Origin of the sequence: Ornithinimicrobium sufpigmenti (assembly GCF_004322775.1) — a bacterium.
GTDB lineage: Bacteria > Actinomycetota > Actinomycetes > Actinomycetales > Dermatophilaceae > Ornithinicoccus > Ornithinicoccus sufpigmenti.
The window spans coordinates 1,576,760-1,599,166 of record NZ_CP036403.1; the positions used below are offsets into that span (position 1 = coordinate 1,576,760).

Annotated in this window: 17 protein-coding genes and 1 pseudogene; 11 read left to right on the top strand and 7 right to left on the bottom strand. The window is 71.4% G+C overall.

Annotated features, from left to right (window positions below):
* Position 1: 1 nt before the first annotated feature.
* The 6 genes from ESZ52_RS07190 (at position 2) to ESZ52_RS07215 (ending at position 9,145) form a co-directional block, all read left to right on the top strand.
* Complete coding sequence (locus tag ESZ52_RS07190) at positions 2-1,015, top strand: DUF3710 domain-containing protein (protein ID WP_181009949.1); 1,014 nt, start codon at positions 2-4, stop codon at positions 1,013-1,015.
* Positions 1,016-1,152: 137 nt separating this feature from the next.
* Complete coding sequence (locus ESZ52_RS07195) at positions 1,153-1,905, top strand: DUF3159 domain-containing protein (RefSeq protein ID WP_238154499.1); 753 nt, start codon at positions 1,153-1,155, stop codon at positions 1,903-1,905.
* A complete protein-coding gene (locus tag ESZ52_RS07200) occupies positions 1,902-3,338 on the top strand; it encodes a class I SAM-dependent RNA methyltransferase (protein WP_131104337.1) in 1,437 nt (478 codons plus the stop codon). Before ESZ52_RS07195 ends, ESZ52_RS07200 begins: the two co-directional genes overlap by 4 nt.
* 240 nt (positions 3,339-3,578) lie before the next feature.
* Complete coding sequence (locus ESZ52_RS07205; RefSeq protein ID WP_131104338.1) at positions 3,579-6,407, top strand: aconitate hydratase; 2,829 nt, start codon at positions 3,579-3,581, stop codon at positions 6,405-6,407.
* Between the two features lie 143 nt (positions 6,408-6,550).
* The gene (locus ESZ52_RS07210; protein ID WP_238154498.1) at positions 6,551-7,432 is read left to right on the top strand and encodes a VOC family protein; all 882 of its coding nucleotides are present in this window, start codon (positions 6,551-6,553) and stop codon (positions 7,430-7,432) included.
* 72 nt (positions 7,433-7,504) lie between these two features.
* Entirely contained in the window at positions 7,505-9,145 is a 1,641-nt protein-coding gene (locus tag ESZ52_RS07215; RefSeq protein ID WP_131104339.1) for an LLM class flavin-dependent oxidoreductase, read from the top strand.
* 69 nt (positions 9,146-9,214) lie between these two features.
* Here the strand turns inward: ESZ52_RS07215 and ESZ52_RS07220 are convergent, their stop codons facing one another.
* From ESZ52_RS07220 to ppk2, 6 genes and pseudogenes are all read right to left on the bottom strand, one after another.
* On the bottom strand, positions 9,215-9,535 hold the full coding sequence (locus tag ESZ52_RS07220) for a DUF2218 domain-containing protein (RefSeq protein ID WP_202865422.1): 321 nt from the start codon (positions 9,533-9,535) through the stop codon (positions 9,215-9,217).
* A gap of 287 nt (positions 9,536-9,822) precedes the next feature.
* Positions 9,823-10,545, bottom strand: a pseudogene (locus tag ESZ52_RS07225) (iron ABC transporter ATP-binding protein); the annotation flags it as partial.
* Positions 10,542-11,525 carry an iron chelate uptake ABC transporter family permease subunit gene (locus ESZ52_RS07230; protein WP_238154497.1) on the bottom strand — a complete coding sequence of 328 codons (984 nt, stop codon included), beginning with the start codon at positions 11,523-11,525 and terminating at the stop codon, positions 10,542-10,544. The gene ESZ52_RS07230 and the pseudogene ESZ52_RS07225, both read right to left, overlap by 4 nt.
* Positions 11,526-11,604: 79 nt before the next feature.
* Entirely contained in the window at positions 11,605-12,606 is a 1,002-nt protein-coding gene (locus tag ESZ52_RS07235; RefSeq protein WP_131104341.1) for an ABC transporter permease, read from the bottom strand.
* Between the two features lie 106 nt (positions 12,607-12,712).
* A complete protein-coding gene (locus tag ESZ52_RS07240; protein ID WP_238154496.1) occupies positions 12,713-13,753 on the bottom strand; it encodes a siderophore ABC transporter substrate-binding protein in 1,041 nt (346 codons plus the stop codon).
* A gap of 174 nt (positions 13,754-13,927) precedes the next feature.
* On the bottom strand, positions 13,928-14,872 hold the full coding sequence (ppk2, locus tag ESZ52_RS07245; protein WP_131104342.1) for a polyphosphate kinase 2: 945 nt from the start codon (positions 14,870-14,872) through the stop codon (positions 13,928-13,930).
* Between the two features lie 61 nt (positions 14,873-14,933).
* Here ppk2 and ESZ52_RS07250 point away from each other — a divergent pair, with 61 nt between their 5' ends.
* The 5 genes from ESZ52_RS07250 to ESZ52_RS07270 are packed head-to-tail and all read left to right on the top strand — an operon-like array spanning position 14,934 to position 21,517.
* Entirely contained in the window at positions 14,934-15,293 is a 360-nt protein-coding gene (locus tag ESZ52_RS07250; RefSeq protein WP_131104343.1) for a hypothetical protein, read from the top strand.
* A gap of 38 nt (positions 15,294-15,331) precedes the next feature.
* Entirely contained in the window at positions 15,332-17,425 is a 2,094-nt protein-coding gene (locus ESZ52_RS07255) for a BCCT family transporter (protein WP_131104344.1), read from the top strand.
* A gap of 38 nt (positions 17,426-17,463) precedes the next feature.
* Entirely contained in the window at positions 17,464-19,356 is a 1,893-nt protein-coding gene (gene dxs, locus ESZ52_RS07260; protein ID WP_202865423.1) for a 1-deoxy-D-xylulose-5-phosphate synthase, read from the top strand.
* Positions 19,353-20,309 carry a diacylglycerol/lipid kinase family protein gene (locus ESZ52_RS07265; protein ID WP_131104345.1) on the top strand — a complete coding sequence of 319 codons (957 nt, stop codon included), beginning with the start codon at positions 19,353-19,355 and terminating at the stop codon, positions 20,307-20,309. Before dxs ends, ESZ52_RS07265 begins: the two co-directional genes overlap by 4 nt.
* Positions 20,306-21,517: a hypothetical protein gene (locus ESZ52_RS07270; RefSeq protein WP_131104346.1), complete on the top strand. Its 1,212-nt coding sequence runs from the start codon at positions 20,306-20,308 to the stop codon at positions 21,515-21,517. The genes ESZ52_RS07265 and ESZ52_RS07270 overlap by 4 nt, the downstream gene beginning before the upstream one ends.
* Here ESZ52_RS07270 and ESZ52_RS07275 read toward each other — a convergent pair.
* Positions 21,501-22,370, bottom strand: a complete 870-nt coding sequence (locus ESZ52_RS07275) for a serine protein kinase RIO (protein ID WP_131104347.1) — start codon at positions 22,368-22,370, stop codon at positions 21,501-21,503. The genes ESZ52_RS07270 and ESZ52_RS07275 overlap by 17 nt on opposite strands.
* Between the last annotated feature and the right edge of the window lie 37 nt (positions 22,371-22,407).

Here is a 22,407-nt window from a genome sequence, read left to right on the forward strand (position 1 = left end):
CGTGGCACTCTTTGGCCGACGCAAGAAGAAGGACCTCTCCGAGGAGGACCTGCTGACCCTCGACGGCGAGGGCGCCGACGCCGCTCTCCGGCCCGAGCCGGCCGAGGGCGAGCCCGGCGTCGACCGCGACTGGGTGCGGGCCGAGGACGGCCCGTACGACGTGAGCGAGTGGCCCGAGCTGGACGGCCGCCTGGACCTGGGTGCCCTGCGGGTGCCGATCGCACGCGGGATGCAGATCCGCCTGGACCTGGAGCAGGGCACGGGCCGGGTCATCGGGGTCACGCTGACCTTCGGCGCCTCCCACGCCCAGCTGCAGGCGTTCGCCGCACCCCGCTCGTTCGGGCTCTGGGACGAGCTGCGGCCGGAGATCGCGCGCGGCCTGGTGGACTCCGGCGGTGCCGCCGAGGTCGTCAAGGGCACCATGGGCAAGGAGCTCCAGGCCCGCATGCCGGGTCGGGCGCCCGACGGCCGGGTGTCGTTCCAGCCGGCGCGGTTCATCGGTGTCGACGGGCCGCGGTGGTTCCTGCGCATCGTCGTCAACGGGCCGGCGGCCGGCGACGAGAAGCAGCTGCGGGCGATCCTGTCCGTGCTGCGCCGGGCCGTCGTCGTCCGCGGCGAGGAGCCGCGTCCGCCGCGCGAGGTGCTCACCCTGACGCCCCCCAAGGGGTTCGAGGAGGCGATGGCCAAGGAGGCCGAGGCCCGCAAGGCACGCCTGCAGCGAGAGCGGGAGACGGAGGTGGCCCGGGTGGCGGCCAAGACCCAGGTGCTGCGCACGGCGAACGCCACCGGCGTGGCCGGGATCGGGGTCGGACAGGGCGTCGGGCAGGGCGTCGGGCAGGGCGCCGGTCAGCTCTCCGCGGCCGACACGGCCCAGGCAGCCCCTGCCGACCAGACCGCCGACCCCGCCTCGGCCCCCCAGGGACAGACCGAACAGGTCCCGATGCGCGACCTGCCCACGCCCGAGCCCGAGCTCACCGACGCGCCCAAGGCGCCGACCAACCCCGACTTCCAGTGACGCAGCAGGGGCCGGAGGGCGGCGAGCGGCCGGCCCCGTCGCCAGGCGAGGATCCCCAGGTCGAGGTAGGCACTGGGGTCGGTCCCGAGGTGAGCGCCGGGGTTGACGCGGGACGTCATCCTGAGGTGGACGTCCGGGTGACCGCCGAGGTCGATGCGGAGATCACCGTCGAGCAGGTCATCCGCACCCGCATCAGCGACGCCCTGGGCGGCTGGTACGGCTCGTTGGAGACCGCTCTGCCGACCGTCGCCTTCGTGGTCACCTGGCTGGTCGCCGACGACGTGCGCGCCGCGCTGCTCGGGGCGGCCGCGCTGCTCACCGTCCTGGCGATCGTCCGGGGCATCGTCGGTGGATCCTGGCGCTTCCTCGGCTCGTCCGTCTTCGCCACCGCGCTGGCCGCCTTCTTCGCGCTGCGCTCCGGGCAGGCGCAGGACGCCTTCCTCCCGGGCATCCTGACCAGCGCCGCCTACGGTGTCGCGGCCCTGGTGTCGATCTTCGCCCGGTGGCCGCTCCTGGGTTTCGTGGTCGCGCTGGGGGACCCGAAGTTCGCCGAGCAGCCCACCGCCTGGCGTCGGGACGCGGGCCTGGTGCGGGTCTGCTCGCGCCTGACCTGGGTGCTCGTGGCCCTCTTCGCGGTGCGGCTGGCCGTCATGCTGCCGCTCTACCTGGCCGGTGAGGTCGCCTGGCTCGGCGTCGGCAAGGTGGTGCTGGGCTGGCCCGCCTACCTCCTCGCGATCGTCGTCATGGGCTGGCTCCTGGCCGTAGGCCGCACCCCGCAGACCGACGACGGCGGGGACGACGTGACCGAGCGCATGGAGCAGGCCCACCAGCAGACGCACCCGCCGGCACACCCGCAGACACACCCGGAACGCGAGCGGACCGAGCCGTGACCGCGGCGGCGGGCCTGACGGTCGGTGACGAGGTCGAGGTCGCGGTCGGGCCGGTCGCGCACGGGGGACACTGCGTGGCCCGCTACGGTCCCGAGGCCCAGGTGGTCTTCGTGCGCCACGCCATACCGGGGGAGCGGGTACGGATCCGGGTGACCGAGATCGGCCCGAAGGGGCGATATGTGCGTGCAGACGCCGTCGCCGTGCTGGAGGCCTCCCCGGACCGGGTGGTCCGACCGTGCCCGTTCTCGGGTCCTGGACGCTGCGGTGGCTGCGACTGGCAGCACGTGTCGCTCCAGGCGCAGCGACGGCTCAAGGCCCAGGTCGTCGCCGAGCAGCTGGCCCGGCTGGGCGGCTTCACGCCCGAGGAGATCGAGGCGCTCGACCTGACCTGTGAACCGGTGCCCGGGGACCGGGACGGGCTGCGCTGGCGGACCCGGGTGGAGTTCGCGGCGGTGCGGGACGCAGCGGCAGCCGCAGATGGAGCGGCGCCCGCGGGTGGAGGGGTCGTCGGGCTGCGCGTGCACCGCTCGCACGAGGTGGTGGCCGTCGACGACTGCCTCATCGCCACCGAGGGCGTGCTGGGCACGGGCGTGCTCCGGCAACCACCGCCGCCCGGCGCAGTCGCAGTCGACGCGGTGGCCCCGTCCACGGGCGAGGCTGTCGTGGTGCCGCTGGGGCTCGGCGAGGAGCAGCAGGACAGCCGGGGGAGAGAGGGCCGGGGCAGAAGGGGTCGGCACCCGGGCGGACGTCGGACAGGACGCGGGCGCACCGTCGACCGCGCTGAGGGTCAGACAGCCTCGCGGCAGGGCGCCCGGCTGAGCCTGCAGGCGGTCGGTCCGGTGCCCGAGGTCACCGAGCGCGTGACGACCCAGGCGGGCGGCACGCACGACTTCACCCTGTCGGCGCGCGGCTTCTGGCAGGTGCATCCCGGGGCGGCGGCCACCTTCACCGAGCAGGTGCTGACCTGGCTCGCGCCCCAGGAGGGGGACCGGGTGCTGGACCTCTACTCCGGCGTCGGGCTCTTCGCGGTCCCCCTCGCCGAGGCGGTCGGACCACGCGGTTCCGTCCTCGCGGTGGAGGCCGACCGGGAGGCCGCTGGTGCCGCTGCCCGGCACCTTGCCGCATACCCCTGGGCACGAGGCGTGGCGCGTCCCACGGCCCCGGCCCTGGCGGAGATGGTCGCGCGCGGGGAGCGGGCCGATCTCGTCGTCCTGGACCCGCCGCGCACCGGCGCCGGGCGAGAGGTCGTCGAGGCGGTCGCCGCGCTCCGGCCCCGCACGGTCGTGTATGTCGCGTGCGACCCCGCGGCGCTGGCCCGCGACCTGGCCACCGCCCGCGAGGTGGGTCTGCAGCTGGCTGAGCTCCGGGTGCTGGACGCGTTCCCGATGACCCAGCACATGGAGTGCCTGGCGCTGCTCACCTGGTCTCCCTGAGCTCCCGCACACCGACCTTCCGGCTCGATCTCGCTGGCCTCCTCGGCATACCGGGGGAGGAGGGCGGGGAACAGTGAGCGCGGGCGCCGTGCCTCCGGGTCAGGTCCGGTGCCGGTGGGCCAGACGGCATGGGGCCGGGGATGACAGGATGGAGATGACCGGAACCCGGTTTGATCCCGGTGCCCCAGACGAGATATCTTGATGTCAAGATAAATAGTCAGCGAGCGAAGGAGCGGAACGTTGAGCACGAACCCGGACAGCTTCGGTGCCAAGGGCACCCTGGAGGTCGGAGACGCCAGCTACGGCATCTACCGCATCGGCGGGCTGGAGGGGGTCCAGACGCTGCCGTTCTCCCTGAAGGTGCTGCTGGAGAACCTGCTGCGCACCGAGGACGGCAAGAACATCACGGCCGACCACATCAACGCCCTCGCGAGCTGGGACGAGAACGCCCAGCCGGAGGTCGAGATTCAGTTCACCCCGGCCCGCGTCATCATGCAGGACTTCACCGGAGTCCCCTGCATCGTCGACCTGGCCACGATGCGCGAGGCGATGGGCGACCTCGGCGGCGACCCGGCCAAGATCAACCCGCTCGCACCAGCTGAGCTGGTCATCGACCACTCGGTGATCATCGACGTCTTCGGTCGGGCCGACGCCTTCGAGCGCAACGTGGACATCGAGTACGAGCGCAACGGCGAGCGCTACCAGTTCCTGCGCTGGGGCCAGACCGCCTTCGAGGACTTCAAGGTCGTGCCCCCGGGCACCGGCATCGTCCACCAGGTCAACATCGAGCACCTGGCCCGCACGGTGATGACCAACGAGGTCGACGGCGAGGTCCTCGCCTACCCCGACTCCTGCGTCGGCACGGACTCCCACACCCCGATGGTCAACGGCCTCGGCGTGCTGGCCTGGGGCGTCGGCGGCATCGAGGCGGAGGCGGCCATGCTCGGCCAGCCGGTCTCGATGCTCATCCCGCGGGTGGTCGGCTTCAAGCTGACCGGCGAGATCCCGGCCGGCACCACCGCCACCGACGTCGTGCTCACCATCACCGAGAAGCTGCGTGACCACGGCGTGGTCGGCAAGTTCGTGGAGTTCTACGGCGAGGGCGTCGGCGCGGTGCCGCTGGCCAACCGCGCCACCATCGGCAACATGAGCCCCGAGTTCGGGTGCACCGTGTCGATGTTCCCGATCGACGAGGTCACGCTGGACTACCTGCGCCTGACCGGACGTTCCGAGGAGCAGGTCGCGCTGGTCGAGGCGTACGCCCGCGAGCAGGGCATGTGGCACGACGAGAGCACCCCCGAGGCCCGCTACAGCGAGTACCTCGAGCTCGACCTGTCCACGGTGGTGCCCTCGATCGCCGGCCCGAAGCGTCCCCAGGACCGGATCGCGCTCTCCGACTCCAAGCAGCAGTTCCACGCCGACCTCAAGAACTACGTGGTCAACGGCAACGGCATCGAGAAGAGCCCGCAGGACGAGGAGCTCCTGGAGACCTTCCCGGCCTCCGACGCTCCCTCCCACGACCCGCGCGACCAGTCCTCGGAGCTGGGTCGTCCAGTGCACTCGCCGCCCACGGAGGCCGGCCTCGCCCGGGCTAGCAACCCGGTGACGGTCACCCTCGACGGTGCCGAGCACCAGATCGACCACGGCCACGTCGCGATCGCCTCGATCACCTCGTGCACCAACACCTCCAACCCCTCGGTGATGATGGGCGCGGCGCTGCTGGCCAAGAACGCCGTGGAGAAGGGGCTCACCGTGCCGCCGTGGGTCAAGACCTCGATGGCGCCCGGCTCCAAGGTGGTCACCGGCTACTACGACAAGGCCGGGATGTGGCCCTACCTGGAGGAGCTCGGCTTCCACCTGGTCGGCTACGGCTGCACCACCTGCATCGGCAACTCCGGCCCGATCATCGACGAGGTCTCCCAGGCGGTCAACGACGAGGACCTCGCGGTCGCAGCGGTGCTGTCCGGCAACCGCAACTTCGAGGGCCGGATCAACCCGGACGTGAAGATGAACTACCTGGCCTCCCCGCCGCTGGTCATCGCCTACGCCCTGGCCGGCACCATGGACTTCGACTTCGAGGCCGAGCCCCTGGGCGTTGATCAGAACGGCGAGGAGGTCTTCTTGAAGGACATCTGGCCGGACGCGGACGAGGTCGAGCGGATCATCGCGGGCTCAATCAGCCGGGAGATGTTCACCGAGGACTACGCCGACGTCTTCGCCGGCGACGAGCGGTGGCGCTCGCTGCCCACCCCGGAGGGCGACCTCTTCGAGTGGGACGACGAGTCGACCTACGTCCGCAAGCCTCCGTACTTCGAGGGCATGCAGGCCCAGCCGGAGCCGGTCCAGGACATCGAGGGCGCGCGCGTCCTGGCGCTGCTGGGCGACTCGGTCACGACCGACCACATCAGCCCGGCCGGCTCGATCAAGGCCGACAGCCCCGCGGGCAGGTACCTGTCCGAGCACGGCATCGAGCGCAAGGACTTCAACTCCTACGGCTCGCGCCGCGGCAACCACGAGGTGATGATCCGCGGCACCTTCGCCAACATCCGGCTGAAGAACCAGCTGCTGGACGGCGTCGAGGGCGGGTTCACCCGCGACTTCACCAGGGAGGGCGGCCCGGAGGAGACGATCTACGACGCGGCCCAGAACTACGCCGAGCAGGGCACACCGCTGGTCATCCTCGCGGGCAAGGAGTACGGCTCGGGCTCCAGTCGTGACTGGGCGGCCAAGGGCACCCGCCTGCTCGGGGTCAAGGCCGTCATCGCCGAGTCCTACGAGCGGATCCACCGCTCCAACCTGATCGGGATGGGCGTGCTGCCCCTGCAGTTCCCCGAGGGCCAGACCGCCGAGTCCCTCGGTCTGGAGGGCACGGAGACCTTCTCCATCACCGGCGTGACCGAGCTCAACGAGGGCCGGACCCCCAGGACGGTCAAGGTCACCGCGACCAAGGAGGGCGGCGAAGCCGTGGAGTTCGATGCCATCGTGCGCATCGACACCCCGGGCGAGGCGGACTACTACCGCAACGACGGCATCCTGCAGTACGTCCTGCGCTCCCTCGTGGACGCCTGACACACCTCGGGCAGCGGCCCGACCAGCGGCGCCCGTCGGACTCACGTCCGGCGGGCGCCTGGTGCATCCGGGGGGTGGACGGAATACCGCCGCCCCGTCGTGCGCTATCATTGATGACACGTCATCTACATCGGAGGCTCGACATGACCCAGACCACCCCGCAGCGAGACCGCCTCGCCGCCGACACCGCGATGGGTCCTGTGACCCTCGACGTGGCCGACCTGGAGGGGATGACCGCCTACTACCGCGACGCGGTGACCCTGCAGGTGCTCTCCGAGGACGGTCCCGTCGTCACGCTGGGCCGCGGCAGCACCCCGATCATCGTGCTGCGCCACAGCCCGGAGCTCAGGCATGCCGCCCCCGGCTCGGCCGGTCTGTTCCACACCGCCATCCTCTTCCCGACCCAGGCTGCCCTGGCCGCGACCCTGGCCTCGATGGCGCGGGCCGGCGCCCGCTACGTCGGCAGCGCCGACCACCTGGTCAGCCAGGCGTTCTACTTCGACGACCCCGAGGGCAACGGCATCGAGCTCTACTGGGACCGCGACCGCACCGAGTGGAGCTGGGTGCACGGGCAGGTCGAGATGGACAACAGGTTCCTCGACGCCAACGCCTTCCTGCAGGAGCACCTCACGGAGGAGGGCCTGCAGGCCCCCGACACCGGGGACGCCGTGGTCGGGCACGTCCACCTCTCCGTCGGCGACATCGACAGCGCCCGCGAGTTCTACGTCGACCGGCTCGGGTTCGACACCACGAACGCCTGGCGCGGCCAGGCCCTCTTCGTCAGCGCCGGGGGCTACCACCACCACATGGCGATGAACGTCTGGAACAGCCGCGGTGCCGGCCCGCGGTTCCCCTCCCTGGGCCTGGGCCAGGTCGACATCGTGCTGCCCACCAGTGACGACGTCGGCGAGCTCACCGAGCGGATGACCCACTTCGGGGTGCAGTCCGCCGACGACGGACGCACCGTCACCCTGCGTGACCCGTGGGAGAACCTGATCCGGGTCGAGGCGCTGGGCACGCGGTGAGTAGGCAGTGAGTGAGCAGTGAGTGAGCAGTGAGCGTCCAGGAAGCAGCAGACTGAGCGGAGACTGAGCACGATGACCGACTACGGCCACCAGATCCGGCTGGGCATCTTCCCCACCCCGGACGCCGCCGATCCGCAGCGGGCCGTGGCCCTGGCGCTCGCGGCCGACACCTCGGGCATCGACGTGGTGAGCGTCCAGGACCACCCCTACCACAAGGGCCAGCTGGACTCCTGGACCCTGCTGTCCTGGATCGCTGCCCGGACGACCAGCGTGCGGGTCGCCCAGAACGTCGCCAACCTTCCGCTGCGGCCACCGGTGGTGCTGGCCAACTCGGTCGCCACCCTCGACCTGCTCTCCGGGGGCCGGGCCGACCTCGGCATCGGCGCCGGCGGGTTCTGGGACGCGATCGTCGCGGCCGGCGGCCCGCGACGCAACCCCGGTGAGGCCGTCGACGCCCTGGTCGAGGCCATCGACGTGGTCCGCCAGGTATGGCGCGGTGAGGGCTCGGTGCGGGTCGAGGGTGAGCACTACCGGGTCAAGGGCCTGCACTCCGGCCCCGCTCCCGGCGCCACCCCGGCGATCTGGATCGGCGCCTACGGGCCGCGTATGCAGCGCGTCACCGGCCGGTTGGCCGACGGGTGGCTGCCCAGCATGGGCTACCTGGCCCCGGACCGGCTGCCCGAGGCCAACGCCCGGATCGACGAGGCCGCGGCCGGCGCGGGACGCGCGCCCCAGGACGTCGTCCGCCTCTACAACGTGCACGGCCGGCTGGGCGGGAGCGCGGCCGGGGCCGGCGGCCGAGGAGGTCTGCGCGGCAGTGCGGCCGACTGGGCCGAGCAGCTGGCGGAGCTGGCCCTGGAGCACGGCATGTCCACCTTCATCCTGGCCACCGACGATGCGCGCACCGTGCAGGTCTACGGCCAGGAGGTCGGCCCCGCGCTGCGGGACCTGGTGCAGGCCGAGCGGGACAGCGACACCGCTGGACCGGCTGGACCGGCTTCAGAGGGCGACGAGTCACCGCCGCCTGTCGAGGTGAGCACCGGCCCCGGCGGTGCCGGCAACCCGGCCGCCGGCGTGACGACGGTGCCCGTGCCCGCGGGCATCACCCCCACCCCGGACGACGGCACCCGCCTGACGGGCGAGCTGGAGTGGGACGAAGCCTCCCGGCCGAGCGCCGGCCCGCCTCCCGACGCGCCGGCGGCATACACGCCCGCCCAGCTCGCGGCGCCGCAGCACCTCATCGACATCCACGACCACCTGCGCGAGGAGCTGACCCGGGTGCGGCAGGTCGTGGACCAGGTACGGGACGGTCACCTGCAGGTCGGGCAGGCCCGCTCGATCATCAACACGATGGCGATGCGGCAGAACACCTGGACCCTCGGCGCGTTCTGCCAGTCCTACTGCCGGGTCGTCACCGGGCACCACACCCTCGAGGACCGCTCGGTCTTCCCGCACCTGCGCCGGGCCGAGCCGGGCGTCGCCCCGGTCCTGGACCGGCTCGAGGAGGAGCACGAGGTCATCGCCGACGTGCTCGACCGGCTCGACCGTGCGCTCGTGCGCCTCGCGGACGAGGAGGGGTATGGCGTGCAGGGCCGGCAGGCGTTGGACGAGCTGTCGCGCAGCGTCGACCTGCTCACCGACACGCTGCTGTCCCATCTGTCCTACGAGGAGCGGGAGCTGGCCGGGCCGCTGGCCCGGCAGGGGTTCTCCTAGTCCGCGACCAGCGGTGCTGGTCCTCCACGTCCTCGGGCCGGCTCACCCAGGGTGACGCGCTAGGCCGGCTCAGCTCGTCCAGCTGACCTGCAGCTCGGCCTTGGCGCCGAAGCGCTCCAGGTGCGAGCCGACGACGAGTGCCATGCGGTCGGCGGCCTCCGCGGTGGCCGCATCGACGTGCAGGCCGAGGGTGTCGGGGGCCGTGGTGTCCATCAGGCAGGTCGCCTCCAGTCCCTCGAAGCTCATCGACAGGTGCGGCCCGCGGTCGGTCTCGGTGAGGGTCATCTTGCGACCCAGGTGGGAGCCGAGCTGCTTGGCGTAGCGTGCGGGGGCGTCGGTCGCGACGAGGGCGGTGCGGGTCTGGGTGGTGGTGCTCATCGGCTGGGTCATCGGGTGGCTCCTCGGGTCAGGGTCGGGGCGAAGGGGTGGGTGGTCGTCAGGGTGTCGTGGGTGCCGTGTGTGCCGTGTGTGCCGTGGGTGTGGTGGGTCCCGTTCGTGCCGGGCAGGTCGGCGGCGACCGGCTCACCGGGCGCGAGCGGCTGCCCGGGGACGAGGGGCACCACGGGCAGGCCCTCGACCTGCGAGACCTGCGAGCTCTCCGTGGCCTCCGGCACGTGGTCCCGGTCACGGACCGGTGCGCCGGGCGTCCAGAAGACGCCCAGCAGCATGCCGTGCAGGTCCTGCACGACGATGTCCATGTCGAAGACCTCGCGCAGCACCTCGCGCTGCATGATCTGCGCAGGGGTGCCGATGCTGACCACCGAGCCGTCGCGCATCGCCACGATGTGGTCGGCGAAGGCGGAGGCGAAGTTGATGTCGTGCAGCACCACCACGACGGTCTTGCCCAGGTCGTCGGCCGCACGACGCAGCAGCTTCATGGTGTGCGCCGCGTGCTTCATGTCCAGGTTGTTCAACGGCTCGTCCAGCAGCACGTAGTCGGTGTCCTGGGCCAGCACCATCGCCACGTAGGCCCGCTGCCGCTGCCCGCCGGAGACCTCGTCCAGGTAGCGGCCCTCCAGGTCCTCCAGGTCGAGGAAGGCGATGGAGCGGTCGATGATCTCCTCGTCGGCCTGGGTCAGCCGGCCCCGCGAGTAGGGGAAGCGGCCGAAGGCCACCAGCTGCCGGATCGTCAGCCGGGTGATGAAGTGGTTCTCCTGGCGCAGGATCGACAGGATCTTGGCCAGGTCCTTGGACGCGGTGCGGGTGACGTCGTAGCCGGCCACCTCGATGACACCGTCGTCCAGCCCCTGCAGGCGGCCGATCATGGTGAGCAGCGTCGACTTGCCGGCCCCGTTGGGCCCGATGAGGGCGGTGATGCCGCCAGCGGGAATCTGCAGGTCGACGGGGCCGATACGGACCTCGCTGCTGTAGTCCTTGCGGACCGTGGTCAGGGTGATCACAGGCGTCCCTTCCTCAGGATGACGTACAGGAAGACTGATCCGCCCACGAGCTCGATGATGATCGAGACGACTCCCTGGGCGTAGAAGATGTTGTGCATGACGAAGTAGGCGCCGGAGAGCACGACGAAGCCGGTGAGCGCGGCGACCGGGAAGATCCGGCGGTGGTCGTAGGTGTCGGCGAACTGGTAGGACAAGGTGGCGACCAGGAACCCCAGGAAGGTCATCGGGCCGACCAGGGCGGTGGAGACCGCCATCAGGATGGAGACCAGGAAGAGCACCCGCAGCGTCTCGTAGCGGTGGTTCAGTCCCAGGTTGAGGGTGGTCTCCTTGCCGAGGGCGAGCACGTTGAGCCGTGGCGAGCTCCAGAAGAGCAGGCCGGCCGCGAGGATGACCAGGGGGATCGCCACCGGGAAGTAGCTGGGGTCGGCGTTGCTCACCGAGCCGAACAGGCGGGCGGTGAGGATGTCGAACTCGCTGGGGGAGAGCAGGCGCTGCATGAACGTCGAGACCGAGCCCAGCCCGCCGCCGATGATGATGCCGACCAGCAGCATGACGTGGATGTTGCCGTGCTTGCCGGAGAGCAGCCAGCCGTACAGCGCCAGCGCCAGGGCGACCATGATGACGACCAGCAGCACGAACTGCCGGACCCCGGTGAAGTACATGATGCCGGCGGCGCCCAGCACGAAGACCGCGGTGGTCTGCACCGCGATGTACAGCGACTCGAAACCCATGATCGAGGGCGTCAGGATGCGGTTGTTGGTGACCGTCTGGAAGCTCACGGTCGCCACCGCGTGGCAGACGGCGACGATCGCCATCACCACGACGTTGGTGACCCGCATGTCCACGATGAGCCAGAAGCCGCGGGAGCCGTAGGGCATGGGGTTGTCCCACACGAGCAGGCCGACCCCGAAGAACAGGGCGAGGGAGATCAGGATCCCGAGCACGATCCGGTAGCGCAGGCGGGAGGCCTGGGTCGGCATCGGGCCGGATCCGGGCCGCTCGCGCTGGACCTTCGTGACAGGCGAGGTCGCAGTCGAGGTGACGGGGGAGGTCATCGGCTCAGCCACGGCGACCCTGCCGCACGATGAGGGTGATGAAGACGACGGCGCCGACGATCCCCAGGATGAGGGAGACCGGCACCTCGAAGGGCGCGATGATGGTCCGGCCGACGAGGTCGCAGACCGTCACGATCGCGATACCCAGCAGGCATACCCAGGGCAGGTTGCTGCGCAGGTCGTCGCCGCGGATCATCGACACGACGTTGGGCACGATGAGACCCAGGAAGGGCAGGTTGCCCACGACGACGGTGACCACGCCGGTGGCGACCGCGATGAGCACGGTGCCGATGAGCACCATCCGGTTGTAGTTGACCCCCACGTTGGTCGCGATGTCCTCGCCCAGGCCGGCCACGGTGAGCCGGTCGGCCAGGATGAAGACGCCGATCACGACCACGACCACCACCCAGAGCACCTCGTACTGCCCCCGCAGCACCGAGGTGAAGCTGCCGGCGAACCAGATGCCCAGGCTCTGCAGCATGTCCGTCTGCAGGGCGATGAAGGTGGAGATGGAGCCGACGACCGCGCCGAGCATGATGCCCACGATCGGCACGATGAGCGAGGTGCGCAGCGAGACCCGACGCAGGAAGAGGAAGAAGATCATCGTGCCGATGAACGCCGCCACGACCGCCCCGACCATCCGGGTCAGGATGCTCGCGGTGGGCAGCAGGATCATCACGGTCAGCAGGCCCAGCCCGGCCCACTCGGTCGTGCCGGTCGTGGTGGGTTCGACGAAGCGGTTCTGGGTGAGCAGCTGCATGACCAGGCCGCACATCGCCATCGCGGCCCCGGCCAGGACCAGCGCGATCGTGCGCGGCACCCGGGTGATGGCGAACATCTGGGCGCCGTCCTCGCTGCCGAAGATGTCGTAGACGCCGGTGAACAGGGACAGAGCGAGCAGCGCCGACACACCGAGGACGCCCAGCAGCAGCTTGGCGTCCAGGAGGGGTCCCTTGGTAGATCGCCCCTGGGCAGGGCGCTGGGGTGTCGTGGTGCTCGTGGTCACAGAGGGCCTTGGTCGTAGGAGATGACGGGCGTCCGGCGGCTTCCGGCGGCTTCCGGCGACAGGGTGCCCGGCCCCGCGGGGGAACCGGGCACCATGCCGGTCCGGGTCAGCCCGCGTTCTCGAAGGCGTCGGCCAGCGAGTTCAGGTACTCGGTGTAGGTCTGGATGCCTTCGTTGGTGTAGGTGTCGCTGGGCATGTAGACGATACGGCCCTCCTTGACGGCGGTGACGTTGGCCAGGGCCTCGCTGTTCTCCAGGACCTGGGCGGCGGGGGAGTAGTTCGGGTCGTCGGCGGCGACGGCGGCATCGCGGTCCATGACCAGGATCCAGTCGGGGTTGGAGGAGGCGATCGCCTCCACGGAGATGTCGTCGCCCTGGTGGTCCTCGCTGCCGTCGGTCTCCAGCGCGGGGGTCATGCCGACGAGGTCGAAGATCGGGCCGATGGTGCGGCCGTTGCCGGGGGCGACGTAGCCGATCTCACCGCCGGAGGTGATGACGGCCATCACCGTGTCGGCCGGGTCGTAGGCGGCCTTGGCCCGCTCCACGGCGGCGTCCAGGTCGGCGTTGAGGGACTCGGCGTCGGCCTCCTTGCCGAAGATGGTGCCCAGCACGGTGATCTGCCGCTTGAGCTCGGCGTCCAGGGGCTCGTCCTCGCGGGGGTCGAGGTCCAGCACGACCGCGTCGGGGGCCAGGCGCTCGAAGTCGCTGCGGTAGTCGGCGAACCGCTGGCCGTTGATGATCAGGTCGGGCTCGGCCGCGACGACGGCCTCGAGGTCCGGCTCACGGTGGTTGCCCAGGTCGATGACGGAGGAGTCCTGGGCGTAGGACAGGGTGTCCGGCATCAGCGCGACGGCGGCGGCGGTGAGCTCGACGCCCCAGGCGTCCAGCGTCTCGAAGGTCCGGTTGTCGGTCGCGACCACGGACTGCGGCGGCAGCGCGATGGTGTGGGTGCCGTTGTTGTCCTCGATCTCCACCGAGGTTGCCTCAGCGCCGGCCTCGGACCCCTCCTCGGTGGCGCCCGCGCCGCCAGCGGCGGGGGTCTCCGGGGTGTCCGCAGCGCTGTCGCTCCCGCAGGCGGTCAGGACGAGGGCAGAGGCCGCGAGGGTCGCGATCATCGCGACGCGCGGGCGGCTGACAGTCTTGGTCATCGAGTGGTCCTCATCAGGTGAGCCGGTTAGGTAAGGCGACCCTAACCTGGGACCAGGAATAAACCAAAGGTCAGCCTAACCTAAATGGCTGTGACCTTCCTCACGGGCGGCGAGGCGCCTCCTGCCGGCCCCACCCGGGCCGGCCGGCCAGCGAGGCCAGCCAGGCAGCTGACGTCAGCTCATGTCCTCGCGCCACCGCCGGTCGACCGGCCTGCCCGCGCGGGCCGCGACCTCCGCTGCGTGGTCGGGCACCTGCAGCACGAGGGAGCGGTCGGTGCGCTGATACCCGGTCGACGGAGGACGCTCCGGCATGGCCAGCTCCGGCAGCTCGACCTCCTCGTAGGGGATGGAGGAGAGCAGGTGGGCGATCATGTTGATCCTGGCCGAGCGTTTGTCGTCGGACTCCACGACGTGCCACCGGGCCGGCTCGACGTCGGTGTGGACGAACATCTCGTCCTTGGCCCGGCTGTAGTCCTCCCACCGGGTCAGGCTCTCCAGGTCGGTCTGGGACAGCTTCCACCGGCGCATCGGGTCCTCCAGCCGGGAACGGAAGCGGCGCAGCTGCTCCCCGTCGCTGACCGAGAACCAGTACTTGCGCAGGATGATCCCGTCCTCGATGAGCATCCGCTCGAAGATCGGGCACTGGCGCAGGAAACGGCGGTGCTCCTCGTGGGTGCAATAGCCCATCACTCGCTCCACCCCGGCCCGGTTGTACCAGGACCGGTCGAAGAGCCGGATCTCCCCGGCCGCGGGCAGGTGCGGGACGTAGCGCTGGAAGTACCACTGCGTGCGCTCGCGCTCGGTGGGCATGGGCAGGGCCACGATCTGGGCGACCCGGGGCGAGAGGTACTCGGTCACCCGCTTGATCGCCCCGCCCTTGCCGGCGGCGTCCCGCCCCTCGAAGACCACGACGACCCGCTGGCCGCGCTCGCGGACCCACTCCTGCATCTGCACCAGCTCCTGCTGCAGGCGCAGCAGCTCCGACTCGTAGACCTTCCTGCCGATCTTGCTACCGATCTTGCTGCCGATCTTCGTGCCGCTTCTCGCGCTCCTCGCGTCGAGCCCAGAGGCACTGCGGCCGGGACCGCTCGCGGGGTCGCTCTCGGGCTGGTGCGTCATGGAGCCCATGGTGCCACCACCGGCCCGGCGAGGCGCGGCGTGTTGTCGTACGCTTGTTCGTATGTCGAGTGGACCTCCTGGCTGGCCCGACCGGGTGCCGCCGGCCGGCGTGCCCGGCTGGGAGCAGGCGGCCGTGTCCTGGCTGCTCGACCAGTGCCCGGCCGACTACCGGGGGTATGCCGCGTGGCGGCGCCACCCGGCCGCCCTGGCCTGGGTCGCCACCCGTCACCTGGAGGCCCAGCTGGCGGCGATGCGTGGTGCCTGGCGGGACGTGCGTCCCGAGCTGGGACCGGTCCTGCCGCCCGGCTCGATCGGGGACGTGCTGGAGTCGCTGGCCCGCGAGGGGCTGCGGCTGCGTGCCAACCACCGCGCCGCGGGGCTGCTGCTCGAAGCGCTCCGGCTGCGGGCACCTCTCCGTTAGAGTCACCCGGCGGGTGCTCCTGGACTAAGGTCCTCGCCATGGCAGCCTCCGCCGCATCCGAGCAGCCCGACCGGTCGTCCGGGTCATCCGGCGCCTCTGCGCCCACCAGCACCCTGCCTCCCCGGCCCACAGGGTGGTCGGCCATCCACAAGCCGGTGTTCTTCCCGGCCTCCGCCGTCATCCTCGGGCTTCTCGTGCTGACCATCGGGCTGAGCCTCGCGGCAGGAGACGAGCTCGAGCAGGCCACCGCCCGGGTCAACCAGGTGATCACCGACGGGGTCGGCTGGTGGTACGTCATCACCGTCAACATCTTCCTGGTCTTCACCATCTACTGCGCCGTCTCCCGCATCGGACTGATCCGGCTGGGCCGCGACGACGAGGAGCCTGAGTTCGGCGTCCTGTCCTGGTTCCTCATGCTCTTCAGCGCCGGGATGGGGATCGGGCTGGTCTTCTTCAGCGTCGCCGAGCCGCTGAGCCACTACGTCATCCCGCCCGAGGCCTTCGGCAACGAGCCGGAGTCGCTGCAGGCCGCCCAGGACTCGGTGGGGCTGATGATGCTGCAGTGGGGGCTGCACCCGTGGGGCATCTACGCCGTCGTGGGTCTGGGCCTGGCCTACATGTCCTTCCGTCGTGGCCGTCCGCTGGCGATCCGCTGGTTGCTGGAACCACTTCTCGGGCGACAGCGTGTCGAGGGCTGGATCGGGCACACGATCGACACCATCGCCATCGTGGGCACGCTCTTCGGCGTCGCCACCTCCTTCGGCTTCGGTGTCAGCCAGATCATCGGTGGCCTGGAGTTCCTGGGGTGGGCGGAGCGATCGCCGTGGCTGGTCATCGGGCTCATCGCCGGCATCACCGCGATCGCCGTGTGGTCGGTCGTGACCGGTGTGCACAAGGGCCTGAAGTGGTTGTCCAACTTCAACATGAGCGTCGCCGCGATCCTGGCGGTCGTGGTCTTCATCCTGGGCCCCACGCTCTTCCTGCTCCAGGCCCTCCCGCAGAACGTCGGCAACTACCTCGGTCAGCTTCCGACCACCATGTGGCAGACCGGTCCCTTCACCAGCGACGGCTGGGAGGCGGCCTGGACGATCTTCTACTGGGGCTGGTGGACCAGCTGGGCCCCCTTCGTCGGGATGTTCATCGCCCGGATCTCCAGGGGGAGGACCATCCGCGAGTTCGTGCTGGGAGTCATCCTGGCGCCGACCCTGACCAGCCTGGTCTGGTTCACCATCTTCGGCGACTCGGCAATCCTCTTCCAGCGGGAGCAGGGCGGCCTGGCCGTCGAGGACCCCGCGACCGGTGAGATGACGGTGGACAGCACCACCACCCTGTTCGCCTTCTTCGAGTACCTCCCCGGCGGGGCGGCCACGCTGCTCAGCATCATCGCGATGGTCATCATCGTCTTCTTCTTCGTCACCTCCTCCGACTCCGGGTCCCTGGTGATCGACATGCTCGCCTCCGGGGGCAGCACCGAGACCCCGACGTTGACCAGGGTCTACTGGGCGGTGCTGGAGGGGGCCGTCGCGGCGGCCCTGCTGGTCGTGGGCGGCACCGTGGCGCTGACCGCACTGCAGACCCTCGCCGTGTCGACAGCGTTGCCCTTCTCGATCATCCTGCTGCTGGCCTGCTGGTCGTTGCTGCGCGCCTTCCGGCACGAGGTCGCCACCATGCCCCACTACATCGAGATGCTGACCCCGGCGGCCGCCGCCGCAGGCGGGGTGCCGCCAGGCTCGCCACCAGGAGGGCCACCGGCCGCGTCCGAGCCCGGACGCCGCTGGCGCAGCCAGCTCACCGGCGTGTCGGCGACCCTGTCCGGGATGCGACCACCCCAGCCGGGCGCCGCGCCGGACCAGGGGCAGGCTGCGGCCTCCATCGTGCACTACCGACCCCTGGGCGCGGGGCTGAAGATCGACGCCCAGACCGGCGAGGTGGACGTGCACGTGGTGCAGGACCCCCTGGCGGGCGAGGTCTTCGAGACGGCCGAGTTCGTCGCCTCCCAGGAGTTCCTCAACCAGGGCGGGACACCACCCGTCGACACCGACCCGCCGGAGCAGCAGGCGCCACCTGAGCTGCAGGGCGACCACGGCACAGCGGATGACCAGCCCCCTCCCAGGGACCTCGACGTAGACTGACGGGGCCCACCGACGCTGTCGACCCCGGAGGACGACCCGTGCCCCTCATGCGGACCATCACCGGCCCGACGGACCTCAAGCGGTTGACCCCACGGCAGGTGGGCGTCCTCGCGCAGGAGATCCGGGACTACCTCATCGAGTCGGTCTCCCGCACCGGCGGCCACCTCGGGCCCAACCTGGGGGTGGTCGAGCTGACCATCGCGCTGCACCGCGTCTTCGACTCCCCGCGGGACACCTTGCTCTTCGACACCGGCCACATCTCCTACGTGCACAAGCTGCTTACCGGGCGGCACGACTTCTCCTGCCTGCGCCAGCAGGGCGGCCTCTCGGGCTATCCGAGCCGGTCCGAGTCCGACCACGACGTCATCGAGAACAGCCACGCGTCCTCCTCGCTGTCCTGGGCGATCGGCATCGCCAAGGCGCGGCAGCTGCAGGGCGACACGGGGCGGCATACCGTGGCGGTCATCGGCGACGGCGCCCTCACCGGGGGCATGGTGTGGGAGGCGCTGAACAACATCGCCGAGAACCGTGACCTCCCGCTCATCGTCGTCATCAACGACAACGAGCGTTCCTACGCCGCGACCCGGGGCGGGATGGCCGACTACCTCGCCTCGTTGCGGGCGACCCAGGAGTACGAGGAGATGCTGTCCTGGGGCAAGCGCCAGCTCAAGCGCACCCCGCTGGTGGGGCGTCAGGTCTACGAGACGCTGCACGGCATGAAGAAGGGGCTGAAGGACATCGTCAGCCCCCAGGGGATGTTCGAGGACCTGGGGCTGAAGTACCTGGGGCCGGTGGACGGCCATGACGTCGAGGCGATGGAGACCGCGTTGCGCCGCGCCCACGACTTCGGCGGCGTGGTGCTTGTGCACGCCATCACCGAGAAGGGGCACGGCTACGACCCGGCGACCCAGGACGAGGCGGACCGCTTCCACGCCGTCGGTGTGATCAACCCGGAGACGGGCCTGCCGCTGGAGCTGTCCGGCCGCTCCTGGACCGACGAGGTCAGCGAGGAGATGGTCCGGCTGGGCAAGGAGCGCCCCGACATCGTGGCGATCACCGCCTCGATGCTCATCCCGGTGGGCCTGCAGCCGTTCGCCGAGCGCTTCCCCGAGCGGGTCTTCGACGTCGGGATCGCCGAGCAGCACGCCGTCGCCATGGCCGCCGGGCTGTCCTTCGCCGGCCTGCACCCCGTGGTCTGCATCTACTCCACCTTCCTCAACCGCGCCTTCGACCAGTTGCTGATGGACTGCGCCCTGCACAGGCAGGGGGTCACCTTCGTGCTGGACCGCGCCGGCATCACCGGCACCGACGGCGCGAGCCACAACGGGATGTGGGACCTGACCCTGCTCGGGATGGTCCCCGGCATCCACGTCGCCGCGCCGCGGGACGGGCAGCAGGTCGCCCTGGCCCTGCGCGAGGCGGTGGAGATCGAGGACGCCCCCTCGGTCCTGCGCTTCCCCAAGGGCACCGTCGGGGCGCCCCTGGAGGCGGTGCGCCGGCACGGCACGGTCGACGTGCTGCGGGACGTCGAGCGCAGCCAGGACGCCGACGGCGCCGAGGACCAGGAGATCGACCTGCTCCTCGTCGGCGCGGGCGCCATGGCGGTGACCGCCCTGGAGATCGCGGACAAGCTGTATGCCGAGGGTCGCTCGGTCATGGTCGTCGACCCCCGCTGGGTGCTCCCGGTGAGCCAGGACCTCATCGACCTGGCCCGCGGGGCGCGGCACGTCGGGGTCGTGGAGGACGCCCTGGTCGGCGGCCTGGCGGGGCGGATCGGCGAGGCACTTGCGGCGGCCGACGTCACGGTGCCGGTGCACGCCTACGGCATCCCGCACGAGTTCCTCGACCACGGCTCCCGGGGCCAGGTGCTGGACCGCATCGGTCTCGCGGCCGACCCGATCGCAACCTCGTTGGCCGCCCAGCTGGCGTGACGAGGGTCGCCCTCGTCCTCAACCCGGCCGCGCCGCGGTCCCGCGCGGCGCAGGAGGCGGTCGAGTCGGCGTGCGCGGAGCTGCACCTTCCCGGGCCCGTCCTGCTGCGCACCACCGTCGCTGAGCCGGGCGCGGACCAGGCACGGGAGGCGCTCGCGGGCGGTGCAGACCGGGTCGTGGTGGCCGGCGGGGACGGGACCGTCCGGCTGGTGGCCGGCGTCCTGGGCGAGGGTGTGAGCGAGGGCGTGCGTGGTCGTGGGCCGGCCGTGCTGGGGGTCGTGCCGTCCGGGACCGCCAACCTCTTCGCCCGGGGCCTCGGGCTGCCGCTGCGCGACCTGCGTGCCGCGGCCCGCGTCGCCGTCGGCGGCCACGGCCACCCCGTCGACCTGGGCCGGGCCGAGCTGACCGACGACGCGGGCGTGACCACCCAGCACCCCTTCCTGGTGGTCGTGGGGCTGGGCCACGACGCGGAGACCCTCGCGGCCCTCGACAGGAGGCTCAAGGAGCGGGTGCGCTGGCTGGCCTACTTCGAGCCCGGTCTGCGCCGGTTGGCCCGCCCGGGCCGGCCGGTCGTGCTGAGCCTGGACGGGGAGGTGGAACGCACGGAGCAGCTGTGGAGCGTCCTGGCCGTCAGCAGCGGCCGGCTGCCTCTCCGGGCCAGGCTCGTGCCCGGGGCGCGGCCCGACGACGGGCAGCTGCACGTGGTCCTCGTGGCCCCCAGCGGGCCGGCCGACTGGGTGAGGGTGGCGCGCACCGGTTTCGGCGGGCGGCATACCCCCCACCCGGCGCTGCGCTACCGGCGCGGGCGCGTGCTCGCGGTGCGGCCCGCTGAGCCGGCGCTGGTCCAGGTGGACGGGGACGTGGTGGCCGATATCGTGAGTGCCCGCGTCGCGCTCCTCCCCGGCGCGGTGCTCGTCGCCGTCCCCCCACCCGCCAGGAGCCCAGCCTCATGAACTCCGTCGTGTCCCTGGTCACCAGCCTCAACAACGGGCTGTTGACCCGCCTGAGGGACAGCGCGGCCCTGCTCGACGCGCAGAACCGGGCCCCCGTCGGCTCGCTGGACTCCGTGCTCACCACGGTCGACGTCAACAAGCTGTTCAACGCGCTGCGGGGGTGGCCCCTGGATCACCGGCGCCGGGCCGTCGAGGTGCTGCTGCGCGAGCGGGCTCCGGAGCTCTCGGCGCAGGCGCTGGCCGAGGTGATCTCCGCCCTGCACACAGGGCCGACGCCGCGCTACGCCCAGGAGGCCATCGTGGACCTGCTGACCTCGCGGACCGGCACGGCCTTCCAGGAGCTGAAGTACCGGCTCAACAACACCGGCGACCAGCACGACCTCGAGCACCTCGTCTTCACGGACCTGCAGGAGGACCTGCAGGAACGGCTGCTGGAGCACATCGCCGAGGAGGCGGCGTACGAGGGCAGCTCGGACCTGCGCGTGCTCTGCGACATCGACGACACGCTCAAGAGCGCGATCCACGACCGGCGCTACCCCCGAGGGGTCATCTACCCGGGCGTGATCACGCTGCTGACCCAGCTGGACGAGGGTGCTGCCGCCGAGCCCGGCCGGCCCGGCGACCTCACCTTCGTCACCGCCCGCCCGGGAGGGCCGAGGGGCCTGGTCGAGCAGTACACCCGGGGCGCGCTCGGCGGGCTGGGGCTGCCGCCGCACGCGGTCCTGGGCGGCTCCTTCCTCAACCTGCACACCAAGGCGGTCATCGCCGAGCGCAAGCTGCAGAACATGGACCGTGACCGTCTGCTCTTCCCGGAGTGCCGGATGGTCTTCGTCGGCGACAGCGGGCAGGCTGACGGTGCCGTCGGTGCCGAGATGCACCAGCGCGACCCCGGCCACATCGTCGGCACGCTGCTGCACAACGTGACCGACCTGGACGAGGCGGGCCGGGAGCGGTGGGCGCAGCAGGGCGGGCACGTCTTCGACACGTATGCCGGGGCCGCGGCCCATGCCGCCCGTCTGGGCCTGCTCCGCCCCGACCAGGCGCGGCTGGTGGCCGACGACGTCCGGGTCGGGCTCAACCTGCTCCACCTGTCCCGCGAGCAGCGCGACCGGGTCGAGCAGGACTACGCCGCCGACCTGGCGCTGGTCGAGGCCCTGGAGCGCGAGGCTGCCCAGCCACGGCCTGCGGGCGTCACAGCGCCAGGCTGACCGCCTCGGCGAGCAGGACGTCGGCGTCGGCCGGGTGGCCGCGCGAGATGAACCAGCGGGCGGCGTTGACGCAGTCGCGGTGCAGCAGTTCCGGGCCGCGGGGGTTGGCGACGACGTCCACCACCTGGGGCAGGTCGATCACCAGCACCACCTCGCCGTGCAGCAGCAGGTTGTACGGCGACAGGTCCCCGTGCGCCAGGCCGAGCCCGGCCAGGCCGAGCACGATGGCCCGCACCTGCTGCCAGCAGTGCTCGAGCAGCTCCGGGCCCGGCCGGGTCTCGGCCAGCCGCGGGGCGGCGTGCCCGTCCGGCCCGCCGACGAACTCCATGAGCAGCTCGGTGTCCTGCACCGAGACGGGGTAGGGGACGGCGACACCGGCCGACCAGGCCGTGCACAGGGCCGCCCACTCGGCAGCGGCCCACCGGCCCGCCGCGACCTGGCGGCCGTAGGCGGAGCGGCGCTCCAGGGCCCGTTGGTCGCGGCTGCGCCGCACGCCGCGGCCCTCCACGTAGAGGGAGCTGCGGCGGAAGCTGGTGTGCTCGGGGTCGCGGTAGCGCTTGGCCGCGAGCAGGCAGGACTCCACCGGCGTGACGTGCTCGGCGGCGCGCTCGAGCAGGTGGACGTCGGCCTCCTTGCCGGTCTTGAGGACGCCGAGCTCGGTGTCGACCGCGCCGGCGTCCAGGACCAGCCAGTCCGGGACCGGTCCCGGGCCGCGCGAGCTGCGGTCGACCGACCAGTAGGTGGTGGGGCGACGGTCCCCGGTGGCCGTCTCCGGCGCGTCGACGGGGACGTAGTCGAAGGTGAAGAACGGGTCGAGATCACCCGTGGGGGGAGGTGGTTGTACGTAGGGCACTGGTGCTCCTGAGCGGAAGGGTGGTGGTGCAGTAGCG